The following is a 16,405-nucleotide window of genomic DNA, read 5'->3' on the forward strand; positions in this document are numbered from 1 at the left end:
GCATGGACAACACGAAGAAATGGTATCTCTCCAGGACGGTGTGGGGGGCGCTGATTGCCATCGCCGCGCCACTTTTCCAGATGGGGGGCATCTATCTGGATCATGGAACACAGAGCGAGCTTGCGGCATCGATTGCCACGATGGCAGGGGCCTCTGGGGGACTGGTTGCTCTCCTCGGGCGGATTGCCGCGAAAGGGACGCTGACGCGCTGAAAAGGGGCGCGTCGACGGCAGCCGGAGCGTTTTCGCGCTGGCTGCCAGTTGTTCCGGTTCGTCCGGGAAGGACTATTCATTTGCAGTTCAGCCAACTATTCTTATCAGTAAGGACTGAATGAATTTCATTGGGAAACTGTGTGATGTTGAAACCGATGCATGGATTGCAGTTGGCGCTTGCGGGAGGCCTGCTTCTGGCGTTTCAGACCGGCAGCACGTCTGCGGCCGATTGTAACGCCGCAGCCCAGACTGTGGTGAGGAGTACCGGCGGGCAGCTTCTGTCCGCGGTGCTTACGCCGGACGGCAATAGTTGTCTGGTGACCGTCATCATACCTGCAAGCGATGGCAACATGCCGCGCAAGATCACTCAGACCCTGCCTGCGAACTGAATAGTCCGTGGCCATTGCGCCATGCCGAAGCCCCGTCCGTAAACAGCGAACCGACCGACATGCGTATCCTGCTCATCGAAGATGACGAAAACCTGAACCGGCAGCTTGCGCAGATGCTGAAGGAATCGGATTACGTGGTCGATTGTGCCTATGATGGTGTCGAAGGCCATTTCCTCGGCGAGACGGAGCCCTATGACGCTGTGATCCTCGATATTGGGCTGCCGCAGATGGATGGGGTGACGATCCTGGAAAAATGGCGCGCCGCCGGACGGAAGATGCCGGTACTGATCCTGACGGCCCGCGATCGATGGAGCGACAAGGTTGCCGGGATCGATGCAGGCGCTGACGACTACGTGACGAAGCCCTTCCATATCGAGGAAGTGATGGCGCGAATCCGCGCCCTGATCCGTCGCGCTGCCGGACATGCGGCCAGCACGATCCACTGTGGGCCGATCGCTCTGGATGTGAAGGCCTCGAAGGCGACCCTGAACGGCGAGCTGCTGCGGTTGACCTCTCATGAGTACCGGCTGTTGTCCTATCTGATGCATCATCAGGGCGAGGTCGTTTCGCGCACGGAGCTGACAGAACATCTCTACGATCAGGATTTCGACCGCGATTCCAATACGATCGAGGTCTTCGTCGGACGGTTGCGCAAGAAGGTCGGTCCGGAATGGATAGAGACTGTCCGAGGTCTTGGCTACAGGATGCAGGTGCCCGAATGAAATGGGCCAATTCTCTGACACTGCGTTCCCTGGCGCTGACGACCGTGTGGTTCGTCATCGCGCTTTTGGTGATCGCAGTGGTGATTTCGGCGCTCTACAGAAATGCCGCCGAGCGTGGCTTTCGCCAACTCCTTCAGGCTGAGATGTTCAATGTCGTCAATTCCGTTTCGATAGATGAGGACGGCGAGCTTCAAGGTGCGCCGCAGCTCGGGAACCTGAGTTACAAGCAGCCGCAAACGGGCTGGTACTGGGTTGTCGATCCGCTCTACGATGGCTCGCAAGAGGCGCTGCGTTCTCCTTCGCTTGGGGGCGAGGACCTGCCGGTCACGCCGGTCAGCGAAGTGCCCTATGATGGCGACTTTCGCAGAACCTATGTCGTTCGCGACGATTACGACAATGAGCTGGCCGTGATCGAGACCGTGGTCGTTATGGACGATAACGATCGCGCGACGCGCGTGCGCGTCTCTGGCAATCGCGATGCCGTGGACAATGACGTGCGCTGGTTTTCGCGCAGGCTCTATGTCGCGCTGGCGCTTTTCGGCGTCGCCAGCGTCTTGCTCAACGGACTGATCATTCTCTGGGCGTTGCGTCCGCTTGACAGGGCCCGGGCCGCGCTCAGCACGATCTCCGAACAGGGCGAGGGCGAGATGAAGGGCGAATTTCCGGTCGAGATTCAGCCGCTTGCCGACGAGATCAACGCGCTCCTTGGCAATAATCGAGCGATTGTCGAACGCGCGCGCATGCAGGTCGGCAACCTTGCCCATTCGCTGAAGACCCCTATCGCCGTCCTGTTGAACGAGGCGCAGAGCATGGGCGGGCAGGGCGGCAAGCTGATCACGTCTCAGGTCGTGATCATGCAGGCACAGGTTCAGGCCTATCTCAACAGGGCCAGGATTGCCGCGCAGACCGAATCGGTTCTGACGCGCTGCGAGGTGGAACCGGTTCTCGAACGCCTTGTCCGCGTGATGCGACGACTGAATCCCGATACGGACTTCGATCTTTCGTGTGAAGCTGGCCTCGTTCTGGCGGCGGAGCAGCAGGATATCGAAGAAGTGGTCGGAAACCTCCTTGAGAATGCTGGGCGATTTGCCGAGAGCCGGGTCAAGGTGGATGCGCGACGGATTGAAGGGCGCGCGGAGACAGGCGAATGGGCCGAAATTCTCGTGGTCGATGACGGTCCCGGTCTGACGCCAACCGAAATTCGCACGGCGATGAAGCGTGGTCAGCGGCTTGATGAGAGCGGCTCGGGTTCGGGGCTTGGCCTTTCCATTGTCGACGATATCGTGCAGGCTTATGGTGGCCGCTTCGAATTGACGGGGTTGGACGGTTCCGGCCTTCACGCACGGATCGTGCTGCCCGCGAAGCCAAAGAAATAGGATGCCAGGGACCGTGCGTGGTCGGTTCAGGGCGAATTCTGGCCATAATCTGTTCCTAGGTGCTTATCTGCATGAGAGTGCATTTGGCGCTCTGCGCGATCCAGGGGCCGGTCGGCTTCGCGCGATGGAACCGAATATGAAAACACTGACGTTGGGGGCGCAGACATCGTGAAACGGATAATTCTGCTTGCTGCCGTTACCCTGTCGGTTACGGGGTGTACAACCACTGACACCGGTGTGTCCGCCAGCGTGTCAAGCAATGTCGCGCCCGCGCAAGCCGTGCCCGTAGAAACGCTGGACGGTGGCCTTGTCGAGCGCGCGGGCGTTTCGCTCTTGCCGGCTGATCGTGCCAGCGCGCTTCGGGCGGAACAATATGCGCTCGCTTCCGTACCCGCCGGCGAATCCGTGTCCTGGCAGGGTCGCGATGCGGAGGGACGGGTGACCGCTGCCAGCCCCTATCAGGTGGGTGACCAGAACTGCCGACAATATACGCAACGAGTGATCGTGAAAGGTCAGGAATATGTCGGCAGGGGCGCCGCGTGTCGCGGCCAAGACGGTCTTTGGACGTTGCTGAACTAAACCGGTCTTCAAACTCGAGCGGGTCTGCGACGATCTGCAGCAGATTAAGTCAATAAAGCTTTAGTGTGTTGGCTATCTTGCAGCGGTAGCGTACGAAGATGTCGTTATGATTTTCGCCATCACTGCCCTTTTAATTCTTGTTGTCGTGGCCCTCGCGGTCACTTTGCCGCTGTTGCGCAAGCCGCCGGAGCATGAAACCGGACTGGGAACGGGCCAGGCCTCCGTCTATCGCGACCAGTTGCGCGAGATCGAACGTGAGAAGAGTGACGGGCTGCTTAGCGAAAAGGAATATGAGGCCGCTCGGGCCGAGATCGGCAGGCGTCTGCTTGCTGTGGCAGATGGCGCTAGCCATGCCCCCTCGGCACAGGCTGATCGTCGCAAGGTGCGTTGGGTCGCCGTCGCGGCAATCATGGCGGTGGTTGCGGGAGCGGGCCTGCTTTACCCTCTGCTCGGCACACCGGGCGCTCCTGACCAGCCGCTTGCAGCGCGAATGAACGCGGATGAGCCGGACCTCGCCGTGCTGGTGGCCCGCGTCGAACAGCACCTGGCCGAAAACCCCGATGACGGGCGCGGATGGGATGTGATTGCGCCGATCTACCTGCGTGAAAACCGGTTCGATGCTGCCGAGAATGCCTATTCGAACGCAATCCGGGTTTCCGGCGTCACCGCTGAACGCCTGGCAGGACAGGGCGAGGCCATCGTCGCCATGAACTCTGGCATCGTAACGGACGAAGCGCTCGATATCTTCAGAAGGGTGGAAACGATCGACCCCCAGGAACTGCGCGCGCTCTACTTCATTGCCCTTGCCGCAGAGCAATCGGGCGACCATGCGGTGGCGGTCGAACGTTTCAGACGACTGGAGAACGCGCTTCCGGAGGCATCGCCCTGGCGCGAGATGGTGGCGCGACGGATCGTGCTCAACAGTGAACGCCTCGCCGATGGCGGCGTTGTTGAGAACGGCCCCGATGAAGAAGCGGTAGCCGCCGCCGCACAGCTTTCGCCCGAGGCGCGCGTCGAGATGATTGACGGCATGGTATCCGGGCTTGAGCAAAGGCTCAAAGGAAACCCTGATGATATTGATGGCTGGATGCGACTGATCCGATCCTATACCGTTCTGGGAGACGATGAGAAGGCGACTTTGGCTCTTCGGCAGGCGATCGGTTATTATGGGAAGGAAAGCGAGCAGGGCATGCGCCTGGCGGCCTTTGGGGACTCGTTGCAGATTTCGGGAGCAGAGCCTTGAATCGAAAGCAGAAACGGCTGACAGTCATTGCCGGTGGCATGGGTTTCATCGCTATCGCCGTATTGCTGGTGCTGTTCGCGCTCAGCCGCAGTGTTTCCTACTTCTACATGCCTTCCGATTTTGCCGAAAAACCGGTGGGCGAGGGCACCCGCATCCGGCTCGGCGGGCTCGTTGAAGAAGGCTCGATCAAGCGGGTCGAAAACTCCAATGTGCTCTTTACCGTGACCGATGGCTCCGGCGCCGTGCAGGTCCGCTATGCCGGCATCCTGCCGGATCTGTTTCGCGAGGGGCAGGGCGTGGTGACGGAAGGCCGGTTCGGAAACGATGGCGCGTTTCATGCCGACACGGTGCTTGCCAAGCATGATGAGAACTATATGCCGAAGGAGGTCGCCGACCGTCTGAAGGAAGACGGCGTATGGGAGGGGGAGGCAAGTCAGTGACGGTCGAGCTTGGTTTGTTTTCTCTTGTTCTGGCTCTTGCTGTCGCTCTGGTGACCTTCGTGGTACCTGCCGTCGGGGTCAGGCGGAACAATCCGCAACTCATGTCTGTCGCTGTCAGCGGCACCCTGACACTATTTGCGCTGGTGGCGACATCGTTCGGCGTGTTGATCCGAAGCCATCTGGTCTCAGATTTCTCCGTGCGCAATGTCTGGGAGAATTCCCATTCGCTGATGCCGTTGGTTTACAAGTTCTCCGGCGTCTGGGGCAATCACGAGGGGTCAATGATGCTCTGGCTCTTGATCCTGACGCTCTTCAGCGCGCTCGTTGCCGCCTTCAGCCGGAACTTGCCGGACGATCTCAGGGCGAATGTCCTTTCTATCCAGGCGCTGATCGCCACGGCATTTCTCCTTTTCATCCTCCTCACGTCGAACCCCTTCATGCGGATTTTCCCGGTACCCGGCGAAGGCCAGGATCTCAATCCGATCCTCCAGGATTTCGGCCTCGCCATCCATCCGCCACTGCTCTATCTCGGCTATGTCGGCTTTTCCGTCTGCTTTTCCTTCGCGGTCGCGGCGCTCATCAGCGGACGGATCGATGCGGCATGGGCGCTTTGGGTCAGGCCTTGGGCGCTTCTGGCCTGGCTGTTTCTAACCGCCGGAATCGCGATGGGGTCCTACTGGGCCTATTACGAGCTTGGCTGGGGCGGCTGGTGGTTCTGGGATCCGGTCGAGAACGCGTCCTTCATGCCCTGGCTTGCCGGCACCGCGCTTCTTCACTCCGCCCTCGTCATGGAAAAGCGCGAAGCGCTGAAGATCTGGACCGTGCTGCTGTCGATCCTGACCTTTTCTCTGTCGCTTCTCGGAACCTTCCTTGTCCGCTCCGGCGTGCTTACTTCGGTTCATGCCTTTGCGACCGACCCGACGCGCGGCATCTTTATTCTCGCGATCCTTGCCTTCTTCGTTGGCGGTTCGCTGGCGCTGTTTGCCTTTCGGGCTCCGCTCCTGCGCGCCGGCGGCCTGTTTTCGCCGATCTCGCGCGAAGGGGCTCTGGTCTTCAACAACCTCATTCTGACGGTGGCGACCGGGACGGTGCTGACAGGGACGCTCTATCCGCTTGTTCTCGAAACACTCACCGGCGACAAGATCTCGGTTGGTCCACCTTTCTTCAACATGACCTTCGGCGTCCTCATGATACCGCTCTTGCTTGCGGTTCCTTTCGGACCTATGCTGTCGTGGAAGCGGGGTGATCTGAAGGCCGCCAGCGAGCGCCTGTTAGCGGCGGCGATCCTGGCACTGGTGCTGGCGGCCGGCTTTATCTATTACCACTCAGGCGGTCCGGTTCTGGCAGCTGTTGCAGTGGCCATTGCGTTTTTCCTGATGTTCGGCGCGGCAAGCGATCTATGGTTTCGATCAGGCTTCGGTCGGATGTCGATGTCGCGGGCCTGGCCGCGTTTCGTAGGGCTGCCGCGCTCCGCCTTCGGCGCCGCGCTTGCTCATTTCGGGCTGGGCGTTTCGGTTCTCGGCATTGTCGCTGTCTCTCTCTACGAGACGGAGGCGGTTCTGGAGATGGCGCCCGGGATGAGTGTCGATGCCGGCGGCTACACGGTGACTTTCGGCGGCATCACGCCCGTCAGGGGCCCCAACTATGTCGATGAGCAAGGGGCTTTCACGATCACCCGGGACGGTCGGGCAATCACGGAAAGCTTTTCGGCAAAGCGGGTTTACCTCTCAAACAACATGCCGACGACGGAAGCCGGTATCTCTACCTTCGGACTCAGCCAGCTTTATGTTTCGCTCGGCGACGAGCGCTCGGATGGCGCCTGGGTGGTTCGCGTGTGGTGGAAGCCGTTTATTCTGTGCATCTGGCTCGGCGGCGTGGCCATGGCCCTTGGCGGCGTCGTATCGCTGACAGATCGGCGCCTGCGCGTCGGCGCGCCGGAACGAAGCCGCAAGCGCCGGATGGACGCGGCGGCAGCACATGCGGGGACTGCAGAATGAGGATTGGTGCCTTCCTGGCTGTCTTTCTTGTGTTTTTGCCCCTGGCAACGGCCAGCGCCGTGACGCCCGACGAGGTGCTCGATGATCCGGCGCTCGAAGCGCGCGCGCGTGAAATCTCTGCGGAGCTGCGTTGCATGGTCTGCCAGAATCAATCGATCGATGATTCCAACGCCGATCTCGCCCGGGATCTGCGACTTCTGGTTCGGACCCGTCTCGTGGACGGCGACAGCAATGAGGAAGTCATTGATTACGTGGTTTCGCGCTATGGCGAATTTGTCCTGCTCAAGCCGCGTCTTTCGTCCAAGACATGGCTTCTATGGGGCGCGCCGGCGGTGCTGCTCGTTCTCGGCGGGTTGGCCCTCTGGCGCTTTTCGTCAGCGCGCCGGTCGCCGGACCGCCCACTCTCCATGGACGAGGAATCCAGGCTCGATCGGCTTCTTGCCGAAGGCGACGACAATTAACAATCCGTCATTTTGTGGACAGATTTCTGTAAGGTCGCAGCATTTATAGTGCCTTTATCCGATTTGAAGACAGCTTCAAAAACGTCAATCAAGGAAAAGGTAGACCAGATGCTCGACCAGACTTCCGGATACAACAAGTTCAAGCCGATTTTGAAGGCCTCGGCGCTTGCCGGCGGCGTTGCCGCTGTCCTGTTTTCGGCAGGTGCGCCGCTGACCGTTCCCGAAGCCCTAGCCGACCCGGTTTATGTCGAAGCCCCCAAGGTGCCGGGCTTTGCCGATGTGGTCGAAGCGGTCTCTCCGGCCGTTGTTTCGGTCGTTGTCGAAAGCAATGTCCAGCCGGTTGCCCAGAATGATGGCTTCGGTTTCGGCTTCGGCGGACGCGGCTTCGACAATCTTCCCGATGATCATCCCCTGAAGCGTTTCTTCAAGGATTTCGGCGCGCCGGTCGAGCCGCAGCAGCCGCCGAAGCCGCGCAATGGCGGCCCGCGTCCGGTTGCTCAGGGGTCCGGTTTCTTCGTCTCTGAAGACGGCTACCTTGTAACCAACAACCACGTCGTGCGCGAGGGCGATACATTTTCCGTGCTGATGGATGATGGCACCGAGTATGACGCCAGACTTGTGGGCACCGATCCGCGCACCGATCTGGCGGTGCTGAAGGTCGATGCCGATCGCGACTTCACCTATGTGAATTTCGCCGATGATGCGAAGCTTCGCGTTGGCGACTGGGTGGTTGCCGTCGGCAATCCGTTCGGCCTTGGTGGCACGGTGACCTCGGGCATCGTTTCCGCGCTCGGTCGTGATATCGCCTCCGGTCCCTACGACGACTACATCCAGGTCGATGCTGCGGTCAATCACGGCAATTCTGGCGGTCCGACCTTCGATCTCAATGGCGAAGTCGTCGGCATCAACACTGCGATCTTTTCGCCGTCCGGCGGTAATGTCGGTATCGCTTTCGCCATCCCGTCTCATCTGGCTCAGGATGTGGTCAATGACCTGATCGACGACGGCACAGTCGAGCGCGGCTGGCTTGGCGTGCGCATCCAACCCGTGACCGAAGATATCGCCGACGCGATCGGTCTCGCAAAGCCCGAAGGTGCCATGATTTCGGAGCCGACTGAGGACAGTCCCGGTGCGGAGGCAGGTCTCCAGCAGGGAGACGTGATCACTGCGGTCAATGGCGAGGTTATCGAGGATGCTCGTTCGCTGTCACGGATGATCGGCATGATGGAGCCCGGCGACAATGTCGAGCTTTCTGTCTGGCGCGACGGCAAGTCGCAGACGATTGACGTCACGCTTGGCGAATTCCCGAGCGAAGACCAACTCGCCGCTGCCGAGGGCATGAGTGCGCCAGCCGAAAGTACGCTGATGACGCAGATGGGCATTGAAGTGCGTCCGTCCGATGACGGCAAGGGCGTGACGGTAACCGCCGTCAACCCTGATTCGGATGCGGCCCAGAAGGGGCTTGCCGAAGGGCAGAAGATCCTGAGCGTCAACAACAAGGAAGTCGGCTCGGCCCAGGACATTCTCGAGCAGGTCAAGCAAGCCGCGAGCAATGGACGTAAGCAGGCGCTCTTCCAGGTCGAGACAGAGAATGGCAGCATGTTCACCGCCCTGCCGACCGGCAGCGAGAACAAGGATGCCGGCTGATCGGCTCTGACAGGATGACGAGGGGCGCATGGGCAGCAGGCCTGTGCGCCCCTTTTGTTTCGCAGCTCTTTTCGGAGTTCTCACCATGTCTGTCGATGAAACCCGCGAGACCGCTTGTAACCCGGATCGCAATGGCGATATTGTCGCCGCCATGCGCGTTCTGGTAATTGAAGATGACCTCGAGGCAGCCGCCTATTTGACCAAGGCCTTTCGTGAGGCCGGCATCACCTGCGAACATGCGGGCGATGGTGAAAGCGGCTTGTTCATGGCGAGCGAAAACGAGTACGACGTGCTGGTCGTGGACCGCATGCTGCCGCGTCGCGACGGGCTGTCGGTGATCTCCGCCTTGCGCTTGCGCGGCGTGCATACGCCGGTATTGATCCTGTCCGCGTTGGGACAGGTGGACGACAGGGTCACCGGGCTGAGGGCGGGCGGCGACGACTACCTGCCCAAGCCATATGCCTTCAGCGAGCTTCTGGCGCGTGTCGAGGTTCTCGGCCGGCGCAAGGGCGCGCCGGACCAGGACGTCGTCTACCGCGTCGGCGATCTGGAACTCGATCGCCTGTCGCATGAGGTGCGCAGGGCCGGTCGCGAAATCACGCTCCAGCCGCGCGAATACCGCCTTCTCGAATACCTGATGAAGAATGCCGGGCAGGTGGTCACCCGCACCATGCTTCTTGAGAATGTGTGGGACTATCACTTTGATCCGCAGACCAATGTGATCGACGTGCATGTCTCGCGTCTGCGATCCAAGATCGAGAAGGATTTCGACAAGCCGCTTTTGAAGACGATTCGCGGCTCCGGCTACATGATCAAATATGATCCCTGAAGTTGATCCCGACAGATGAGAGAACGCCTGCGGCTCCTGTTCAAATCCACCGCTGTCCGGTTGTCGGCCGTCTATATTCTGCTGTTCGGTCTGTGCGCGGCCGTGATGGTCTTCTATGTCACTGCCGTTTCCGAGGATCTCGTCCTGCGCCAGACCAGAACTTCGCTCGAACGCGAGATCACCCAGCTCGACCTTTCTTTCGAAAGCGGCGGCATCAGGCGTGTCTTCAACATCATCGAAAGACGCGCGCGCCAGCCCGGTGCCAATCTCTATGTCATCGCCAGCCCTCAGGGCGAAATCCTCGCAAGCAATGTCGCTTCGCTGCAACCGGGCGTTCTGAACCGGCTCGGCTGGATCGATCCGCCCTTTCGCTATGAAGGCTTCGCTGAAAACAACAGCGGAACCCATCAAAATCTTGCCGCGGGTTACGTCATCGAACTCGACAATGGCATCCGGCTTCTGATTGGACGTGATCTCGGTGACCCGGAGCGTCTGCATATCGTCGTCAGGCAGGCGCTGCTGCTCGCGCTCATCATAATGGGCGTCGGCGCGCTTGTGATCTGGTTCGCAATCGGACGAAACGCCTTGAAACGCATGGATCGGATGTCGAGCGCAAGCGGCAAGATCATGGCCGGCGATCTCTCCCAGCGTCTGCCCGTCACCGGTTCCGGCGATGAATTCGACCGGCTTTCCAATTCGCTCAACCTGATGCTCGATCGGATCGTGCGGCTGAACGAGGGTTTGCGCCAGGTCTCCGACAATATCGCCCATGACCTGAAGACCCCTCTGACCCGCTTGCGCAACAAGGCGTCCGATGCAGCCGCCGCCGAAGAGCCAGATGAGCGTCGAGCGGCCCTTGAGGGGATCATCGCCGAATCGGATCAGCTAATCCGCACCTTCAACGCGTTGCTGATGATCTCCCGCGTCGAGGCGGGGGCGGTTGCGGCAGAAATGTCAGCGGTCAACCTGTCGGCGATCGTTGAAGACAGCGCCGAGCTTTATGGACCGGTTGCCGAAGAAGCGGGCCTTGTCCTCGATTGCGCGATCGAACCGGAGATCGCGGTCAACGGCAATCGAGAACTGATCGGTCAGGCGATATTCAATCTTCTCGACAATGCCATCAAGTATTCCGAGGGCTGCGGCCGGTCGATCCATCTCTCGCTGAAACGCGACGGCGACCGCGCGGTGTTCGTGGTGGCCGATAATGGTCCCGGCATTCCTCCCTCGCGCATGGATGACGTCAAGCAGCGCTTCTTCCGGCTGGATGAAAGTCGCTCCAAACCAGGCACAGGCCTCGGTCTCTCCCTTGTCGATGCCGTCGCGTCCATGCATGGCGGCGTGTTTTCGCTCGTCGAGGCAAAGAGCCTGGACGAGAATTATTCCGGCCTGGGCGCGGTGTTGAGCTTTCCCACCGTCAACGAGAAACGCAACGCCGGCTGAGGCGTCTCTCTCCCTTCTTCAGCCCTCTTTTGCTTTAAGCCTGCCGTCCGCAATGTTAAGGCAGTGAAAAAGGCATTCGGAGGAAATGATGAGCGACCAGAAAGCAGGCACACTGCGCGACCTTGCGGGAGAGCCTGTCCTCCCGCTGAACGAGGAGATGTGCGCCTCCGCCTTTGGGGAACTCTCGGCTGCCGTCGGGAAACATGGGCTTCCGCCGGTCCTCGCAGACCGTGATGACCGGCTGACGGCCTTCCTGGCCGCAGCCTTTTCCCTCTCTCCGTTTCTGTTCGACAGCTTTCGGGCCCATCCGGAACTGCTTGCCGATATCGAAGAACCGTTTCTGCCGCAGATTGAAGACGACATCGCTCAGGCGCGCGCCGCATGGCGGGGTGATGGCGGCAAGGTCAGCGACAGTGACATCATGCTGCGTCTGCGGGACGCCAAACGCAGGATCGCGTTCATGACTGCGCTTGCCGATCTCGCGGGCATGATCGCGCCGGGAAGGACGACGGCGCTGCTCAGTGATTTCGCGAGCGCCGCTGTTGCTGCGACGATCGATCATCTGCTGTCGTCGGCAGCCGACGAGGGCAAGGTGGCCCTTCAAGACCCGGAAGAACCCTCGCGCCATTCGGGAATGGTTGTCCTCGGCATGGGCAAGCTCGGTGCCTGCGAGCTGAACTATTCCTCCGACATCGACATCGTTGTCTTCTTCGAGCCGGATGCAGACATATTCACCGGCAAGGATGATCCGCGCTCGCTCGTACCCCGGCTTATGCGCCGCCTGATCCGCATCCTGCAGGAACGAACCGGCGACGGGTATGTGTTCCGAACGGATCTGCGGCTCAGGCCGGATCCCGGCTCTACCGCGCTGGCGATTCCGGTTGAGGCGGCGCTTCTCTACTATGAAAGCCGGGGTCAGAACTGGGAACGCGCCGCCTTCATCAAGGCGCGACCGATCGCCGGCGATCTTGCCGCGGGCGATGCCTTCCTCACTGAAATGATCCCCTTCATTTTTCGCAAGTATCTCGATTACGCCGCCATAGCGGATATCCATTCGATCAAGCGTCAGATCCATGCTCACAAGGGCTTCGGCCTCGTTGCCGTCAACGGCCACAACGTCAAGCTCGGGCGCGGCGGAATCCGCGAGATCGAGTTCTTCGTGCAGACCCAGCAACTGATCGCCGGCGGCCGCATGCCTGAGCTGCGATGCCGCAGGACGGTCGATGCGCTCGAGGCGCTGCGGGAGGCCCGCTGGATCGACAAGGCGACCGCAGAGGAACTGACCGGCGCCTACTGGTTCCTGCGCGATGTCGAGCATCGAATCCAGATGGTGCGCGACGAACAGAGCCATGTCCTGCCGGAAGACGATGCAGAACTCCTCAGGATTGCCCGGATGAGCGGCTTTGAAACCAACGAGGCGTTTTCCGGCGCGATGCTGAAGGCGCTGAAGACGGTCGAGCGGCGCTATGCCCGCCTGTTCGAGCGGGAGGCGGCGCTTTCAGGCGAGGCTGGCAACCTCGTTTTCACCGGCGAGGATGATGATCCGGGCACGCTCGAAACCCTGCGCAAGCTCGGTTTCGAGCGGCCCGAAGACATCGCCCGCGTTGTTCGGACCTGGCATTACGGGCGCTACCGGGCCACCCAGACGGCCAAGGCGCGCCAGCGTCTGACGGAAATCATGCCGGAACTTCTGAAGGCCTTCGGCGCAAGCCGAAGGGGTGACGAGGCACTTCTGCGGTTCGACCGATTTCTTTCCGGCCTGCCGGCCGGCGTCCAGCTCTTCTCGCTTTTGAAGAACAATCCGAACCTGATGCTCTTGCTGGTCGAAGTGATGTCTGCCGCGCCGAGGCTTGCCGAAATCATCGCCGCGCGCGCCCACATCGTCGACGGCATGCTCGATCCCGCGCTGATGACGGAAATCCCGACCCGGGACTATCTTGCAGGCCGCCTCGAGGACTTCATGGAGGGCGTCGACATCTATGAGGAGCGTTTGGACCGGCTCAGGATATTCGCCGCGGAACAACGCTTTCTGATCGGCATTCGTCTGGTGACCGGGTCGATCAGCGGATTTGCCGCCGGGCGCGCGCTGACAACTTTGGCTACGCTGGTCATCGACGAGGCGCTTCAGGGCGTGCTGGCACAGATGGAAGAGGCGCATGGCACGGTTGACGGCCAGCGCGCCTGCGTTCTCGCCATGGGTAAGCTTGGCAGTTCGGAACTGACGGCGGGCTCCGATGTCGACGTGATCGTGCTCTATGACTGCGACGATCCGCTCGCCATGTCGTCCGGTCCCAAACAGCTTGACGTGCCGCGCTACTTCGCCCGGGTCACCCAGCGCCTTGTCGCCGCCCTGAGCGCGCCGACGGCCGAAGGCGTGCTCTACGAGGTGGACATGCGGCTTCGCCCCTCCGGCAATGCCGGGCCGCTCGCGACACGGCTTGCGGCCTTCGAAAAATACCAGATGAACGAGGCCTGGACCTGGGAGCATATGGCGCTGTCGCGCGCGCATCCGCTTTGCGGTGACGCATCGCTGATGACTGATACCGGGTCTGTGATCGATGCCATTCTCGGCCAGAAGCGCGACCATGAAAAACTCGCCCACGACATCGCCGATATGCGCGCGCGCATCGAGCGTGACAAGCCGCCGAAGAGCCCGTGGGATCTGAAGCTCATTCCCGGGGGACTGATAGATATCGAGTTCATCGCTCAATACTGCCACCTTGCCTGCCATGTGCCGCGTGGTGAGATCGGGGGCGGGGAGGCCATGACCACGGACGATGTTCTGGCGCGCTTCGGCCCGGAGGTGATGGAGACGGGAGAACTGGAAACTTGCCGCAAGGCGCTTTCGCTCTACACAGACATTGCCCAGTTGACCCGCGCCTGCCTCAATGAAGGGTTTGAGCCCGAGACTGCGCCTTCCGGCCTTCTGGAGCGCCTGTGCAAGCTTGCAGACTGCCCTGATGTGAGCGCGCTCGAGGCCATGATCGCCGATCAGGCAAGCGGTGTGCGAGCAATCTTCAAAAGGTTGCTTCCTCTTTCCGATGAGGCGACCGGATAGGCCTTTTCAGCCGTCCCGGCGCCGGACGACCGGCCCCCGGTAGTCGGGCTCGCTCTCGGGAGCGGGCGCCGTGTTCTCAAGACGTTCGACCATTGCGTGGAGTGCCACGCCGCCGGCATGGACGTGCCGCGCATATTCATTGAGCTTGTTGCCTGCCATCCGTTCCGTTTCGGCAATCATCAGTTCCGAGAAGCCGAGGACGGCCGTGAGCGCGGTCCGGATTTCAGCTGGCATTGCAGGATCCGTGGGCTCGCCTTCGCGCGGCGCGACGGCTCCGGTCTCCAGCGAGCGTTCCAGCGAGGCGCATTTCAGTTCCAGCTTGCGGCGCGTGAGCGCCATGGTGTTGACCTTCTCACGAAGCCGTTCCTGCTCGGCCTGCAGCCGGCTCTGCTCTTCCTTGAAACGTGTAATATCGGTGCCGAGGGTAAGCTGCGCGCCATTGTCGAAACAATGTTCGGCAAGCTGCATCCACTCCCCCTTCGCTGTCTTGACTTCCGCCGTGCCTCGGTCGTCGTGATGGGCGCGGCGCACCAGCACGGCCTGCTCGCGGTTTTCCGCCGACACATCGTCGCGGCGGATGGTGCCGCGCTGACCGTCGAGATCATAGGCCGCCCGGAAAGACGCGTTGGCGAGATCGAGACAGCCATCCTTGCCCCATAGGGCAAGCGGCTGGGGAAGGGCGTCGAAGGCTGCCTCCAGCATGGCGGCGCGCCTGGCGGCAGTCTCGAGTGCCCGGTGTCGGCACGATGCCTGTCGGATCGCGGCACCGGAAATGGTCAGGCGCCCGGCCTTGACCGCGGCGTGGGCGCGAATGGCAAACAGCCCGTAGCGCCCGTCATGGCGGCACAGGCGAAGGTCGGTCTCGATCAATCCGTCATCGGTGGGGTGCAGGTTCTTCGACAATCCGCGCCGGTCGTCGGGATGCACGAGAGCGAGAAGGTCGCGGTAGGTCAGTTCGCGGGCCCGCTCGCCGAGACCGAGCGCCGCGCTCGCGGAACCGTCCAGAAGGGCACGTCGGTTTGCGGAGTCAAAGGACCAGAGCCCGGCCTCGCCATTCGCCAGCATGACATCGCGCGCGCCGCGTTCGGCGGACATGATGCCGGTTGTCGCGTCGGCGCGGTTGATCTGGGTGTAGTAGGCGTAGACCACCACAAGCAGCAGAAGCGCCATCGCGGCAAACAGGGTGACGTTGAGATTGACCTCGGCGCGCCAGACGGCATTCATCCGTTTCATTGCGTGCAGCGCGATCACCATGCCGCCGTCAGCGCCGACGAGATGCATGGAGACCTGGTAGGGCGCGCCGTCGATCCGCGTTTCGACCACCTGTCCGCTGGTGCGCGGGTGGCGGGCCGAGATCAGCTCGGGAAAGACGGAGGCGAGCGAGCGGCCGACAAGATCGGCGCGCGCGGGAGTTGCGGCAAGCACGGCGCCGCTGGTGTCGATCATCACGAGATCGGTGTCCGGATCGGCGATGGAGCGTGCGGCAAGCGCCTGCAACCTGTCGTCGGCCGCCGCCGCATTTTCCGGCAAGAACAAGGTTGTCTCGTCTTCCAGCGCCGCGACCGCCACCGCCGAGGTCAGTTCGGTCGTATGGCGCACGGCGTCTTCCATGCGGTTATGGCTGGAGATCAAAGAGAGACCGCGCGCCAGGGCGACGCAGATGAGAAAGGCAATGATCAGATAGGGGATGGACTTCTTGAGAACCCTTTCGACCGCCGGCCGGTTGGCGGCGGCAAAAGCGCCAAGCCCCTGAAAACCGGCCTGTTCACGGCCTGAAAGTGTCTGACTTGCAGTGAATCCGGAGCGCAGGTCCCCGTTCACTGCGGGCTCGTCCCACAGATCTGATCGTTTCATGTGCTTAAGTTCCCTCGTGTGATCCGCGAAACCGCCTTGCGAATCTACCCTAGTGAATCAAAGGTGATTCGGCTTGTCCAGCACCCTGAGGGAAGCTTTTGTTAACCATATATCAAATAAGGATTTTTTGTGAATTGACGGCCGCCGCTGCGCATGCC

The 16,405-nt window shown here is 61.2% G+C and carries 14 protein-coding genes; 13 read left to right on the top strand and 1 reads right to left on the bottom strand.

What is annotated here, in order from left to right; all coding sequences use genetic code 11:
* Window positions 1-2 precede the first annotated feature (2 nt).
* The 13 genes from GGR30_RS07540 (at window position 3) to GGR30_RS07600 (ending at window position 14,393) form a co-directional block, all read left to right on the top strand.
* Window positions 3-212 carry a hypothetical protein gene (locus GGR30_RS07540; RefSeq protein WP_183484273.1) on the top strand — a complete coding sequence of 70 codons (210 nt, stop codon included), beginning with the start codon at window positions 3-5 and terminating at the stop codon, window positions 210-212.
* A gap of 143 nt (window positions 213-355) precedes the next feature.
* Window positions 356-601 (top strand): hypothetical protein, encoded by a 246-nt coding sequence (locus tag GGR30_RS07545; protein ID WP_183484276.1) that lies wholly within the window; start codon window positions 356-358, stop codon window positions 599-601.
* Window positions 602-660: 59 nt separating this feature from the next.
* Window positions 661-1,323 carry a response regulator transcription factor gene (locus tag GGR30_RS07550; protein WP_183484279.1) on the top strand — a complete coding sequence of 221 codons (663 nt, stop codon included), beginning with the start codon at window positions 661-663 and terminating at the stop codon, window positions 1,321-1,323.
* A complete protein-coding gene (locus GGR30_RS07555; RefSeq protein WP_183484282.1) occupies window positions 1,320-2,699 on the top strand; it encodes an ATP-binding protein in 1,380 nt (459 codons plus the stop codon). Before GGR30_RS07550 ends, GGR30_RS07555 begins: the two co-directional genes overlap by 4 nt.
* Window positions 2,700-2,867: 168 nt before the next feature.
* Window positions 2,868-3,278 (top strand): hypothetical protein, encoded by a 411-nt coding sequence (locus GGR30_RS07560; protein WP_343066475.1) that lies wholly within the window; start codon window positions 2,868-2,870, stop codon window positions 3,276-3,278.
* Window positions 3,279-3,384: 106 nt separating this feature from the next.
* A complete protein-coding gene (ccmI, locus tag GGR30_RS07565; protein WP_183484285.1) occupies window positions 3,385-4,521 on the top strand; it encodes a c-type cytochrome biogenesis protein CcmI in 1,137 nt (378 codons plus the stop codon).
* A complete protein-coding gene (gene ccmE / locus GGR30_RS07570; RefSeq protein ID WP_183484288.1) occupies window positions 4,518-4,961 on the top strand; it encodes a cytochrome c maturation protein CcmE in 444 nt (147 codons plus the stop codon). Before ccmI ends, ccmE begins: the two co-directional genes overlap by 4 nt.
* Window positions 4,958-6,958 carry a heme lyase CcmF/NrfE family subunit gene (locus GGR30_RS07575; RefSeq protein WP_183484291.1) on the top strand — a complete coding sequence of 667 codons (2,001 nt, stop codon included), beginning with the start codon at window positions 4,958-4,960 and terminating at the stop codon, window positions 6,956-6,958. Before ccmE ends, GGR30_RS07575 begins: the two co-directional genes overlap by 4 nt.
* Window positions 6,955-7,419, top strand: coding sequence for a cytochrome c-type biogenesis protein (locus GGR30_RS07580; RefSeq protein WP_183484293.1), 465 nt, complete (start codon window positions 6,955-6,957; stop codon window positions 7,417-7,419). The genes GGR30_RS07575 and GGR30_RS07580 overlap by 4 nt, the downstream gene beginning before the upstream one ends.
* Window positions 7,420-7,527: 108 nt before the next feature.
* Entirely contained in the window at window positions 7,528-9,066 is a 1,539-nt protein-coding gene (locus GGR30_RS07585) for a Do family serine endopeptidase (RefSeq protein ID WP_183484296.1), read from the top strand.
* 151 nt (window positions 9,067-9,217) lie between these two features.
* A complete protein-coding gene (locus GGR30_RS07590; RefSeq protein WP_210287984.1) occupies window positions 9,218-9,895 on the top strand; it encodes a response regulator transcription factor in 678 nt (225 codons plus the stop codon).
* A 15-nt stretch (window positions 9,896-9,910) separates the two neighbouring features.
* On the top strand, window positions 9,911-11,335 hold the full coding sequence (locus GGR30_RS07595; protein WP_183484299.1) for a sensor histidine kinase: 1,425 nt from the start codon (window positions 9,911-9,913) through the stop codon (window positions 11,333-11,335).
* An 88-nt stretch (window positions 11,336-11,423) separates the two neighbouring features.
* Entirely contained in the window at window positions 11,424-14,393 is a 2,970-nt protein-coding gene (locus GGR30_RS07600; protein ID WP_183484302.1) for a bifunctional [glutamine synthetase] adenylyltransferase/[glutamine synthetase]-adenylyl-L-tyrosine phosphorylase, read from the top strand.
* Between the two features lie 6 nt (window positions 14,394-14,399).
* On the opposite strand, the gene GGR30_RS07605 is transcribed toward GGR30_RS07600, so the two are convergent.
* Window positions 14,400-16,247, bottom strand: coding sequence for a hypothetical protein (locus GGR30_RS07605; RefSeq protein ID WP_183484305.1), 1,848 nt, complete (start codon window positions 16,245-16,247; stop codon window positions 14,400-14,402).
* Between the last annotated feature and the right edge of the window lie 158 nt (window positions 16,248-16,405).

This window comes from Martelella radicis (assembly GCF_014196625.1).
Classification (GTDB): Bacteria; Pseudomonadota; Alphaproteobacteria; order Rhizobiales; family Rhizobiaceae; genus Martelella; species Martelella radicis.

Coding starts and splice junctions, on each gene's coding strand:
- GGR30_RS07540 (WP_183484273.1), top strand. CDS start 3: ATGGACAACACGAAGAAATGGTATCTCTCCAGGACGGTGTGGGGGGCG.
- GGR30_RS07545 (WP_183484276.1), top strand. CDS start 356: ATGTTGAAACCGATGCATGGATTGCAGTTGGCGCTTGCGGGAGGCCTG.
- GGR30_RS07550 (WP_183484279.1), top strand. CDS start 661: ATGCGTATCCTGCTCATCGAAGATGACGAAAACCTGAACCGGCAGCTT.
- GGR30_RS07555 (WP_183484282.1), top strand. CDS start 1,320: ATGAAATGGGCCAATTCTCTGACACTGCGTTCCCTGGCGCTGACGACC.
- ccmI (WP_183484285.1), top strand. CDS start 3,385: ATGATTTTCGCCATCACTGCCCTTTTAATTCTTGTTGTCGTGGCCCTC.
- GGR30_RS07580 (WP_183484293.1), top strand. CDS start 6,955: ATGAGGATTGGTGCCTTCCTGGCTGTCTTTCTTGTGTTTTTGCCCCTG.
- GGR30_RS07585 (WP_183484296.1), top strand. CDS start 7,528: ATGCTCGACCAGACTTCCGGATACAACAAGTTCAAGCCGATTTTGAAG.
- GGR30_RS07590 (WP_210287984.1), top strand. CDS start 9,218: ATGCGCGTTCTGGTAATTGAAGATGACCTCGAGGCAGCCGCCTATTTG.
- GGR30_RS07595 (WP_183484299.1), top strand. CDS start 9,911: ATGAGAGAACGCCTGCGGCTCCTGTTCAAATCCACCGCTGTCCGGTTG.
- GGR30_RS07600 (WP_183484302.1), top strand. CDS start 11,424: ATGAGCGACCAGAAAGCAGGCACACTGCGCGACCTTGCGGGAGAGCCT.
- GGR30_RS07605 (WP_183484305.1), bottom strand. CDS start 16,247: ATGAAACGATCAGATCTGTGGGACGAGCCCGCAGTGAACGGGGACCTG.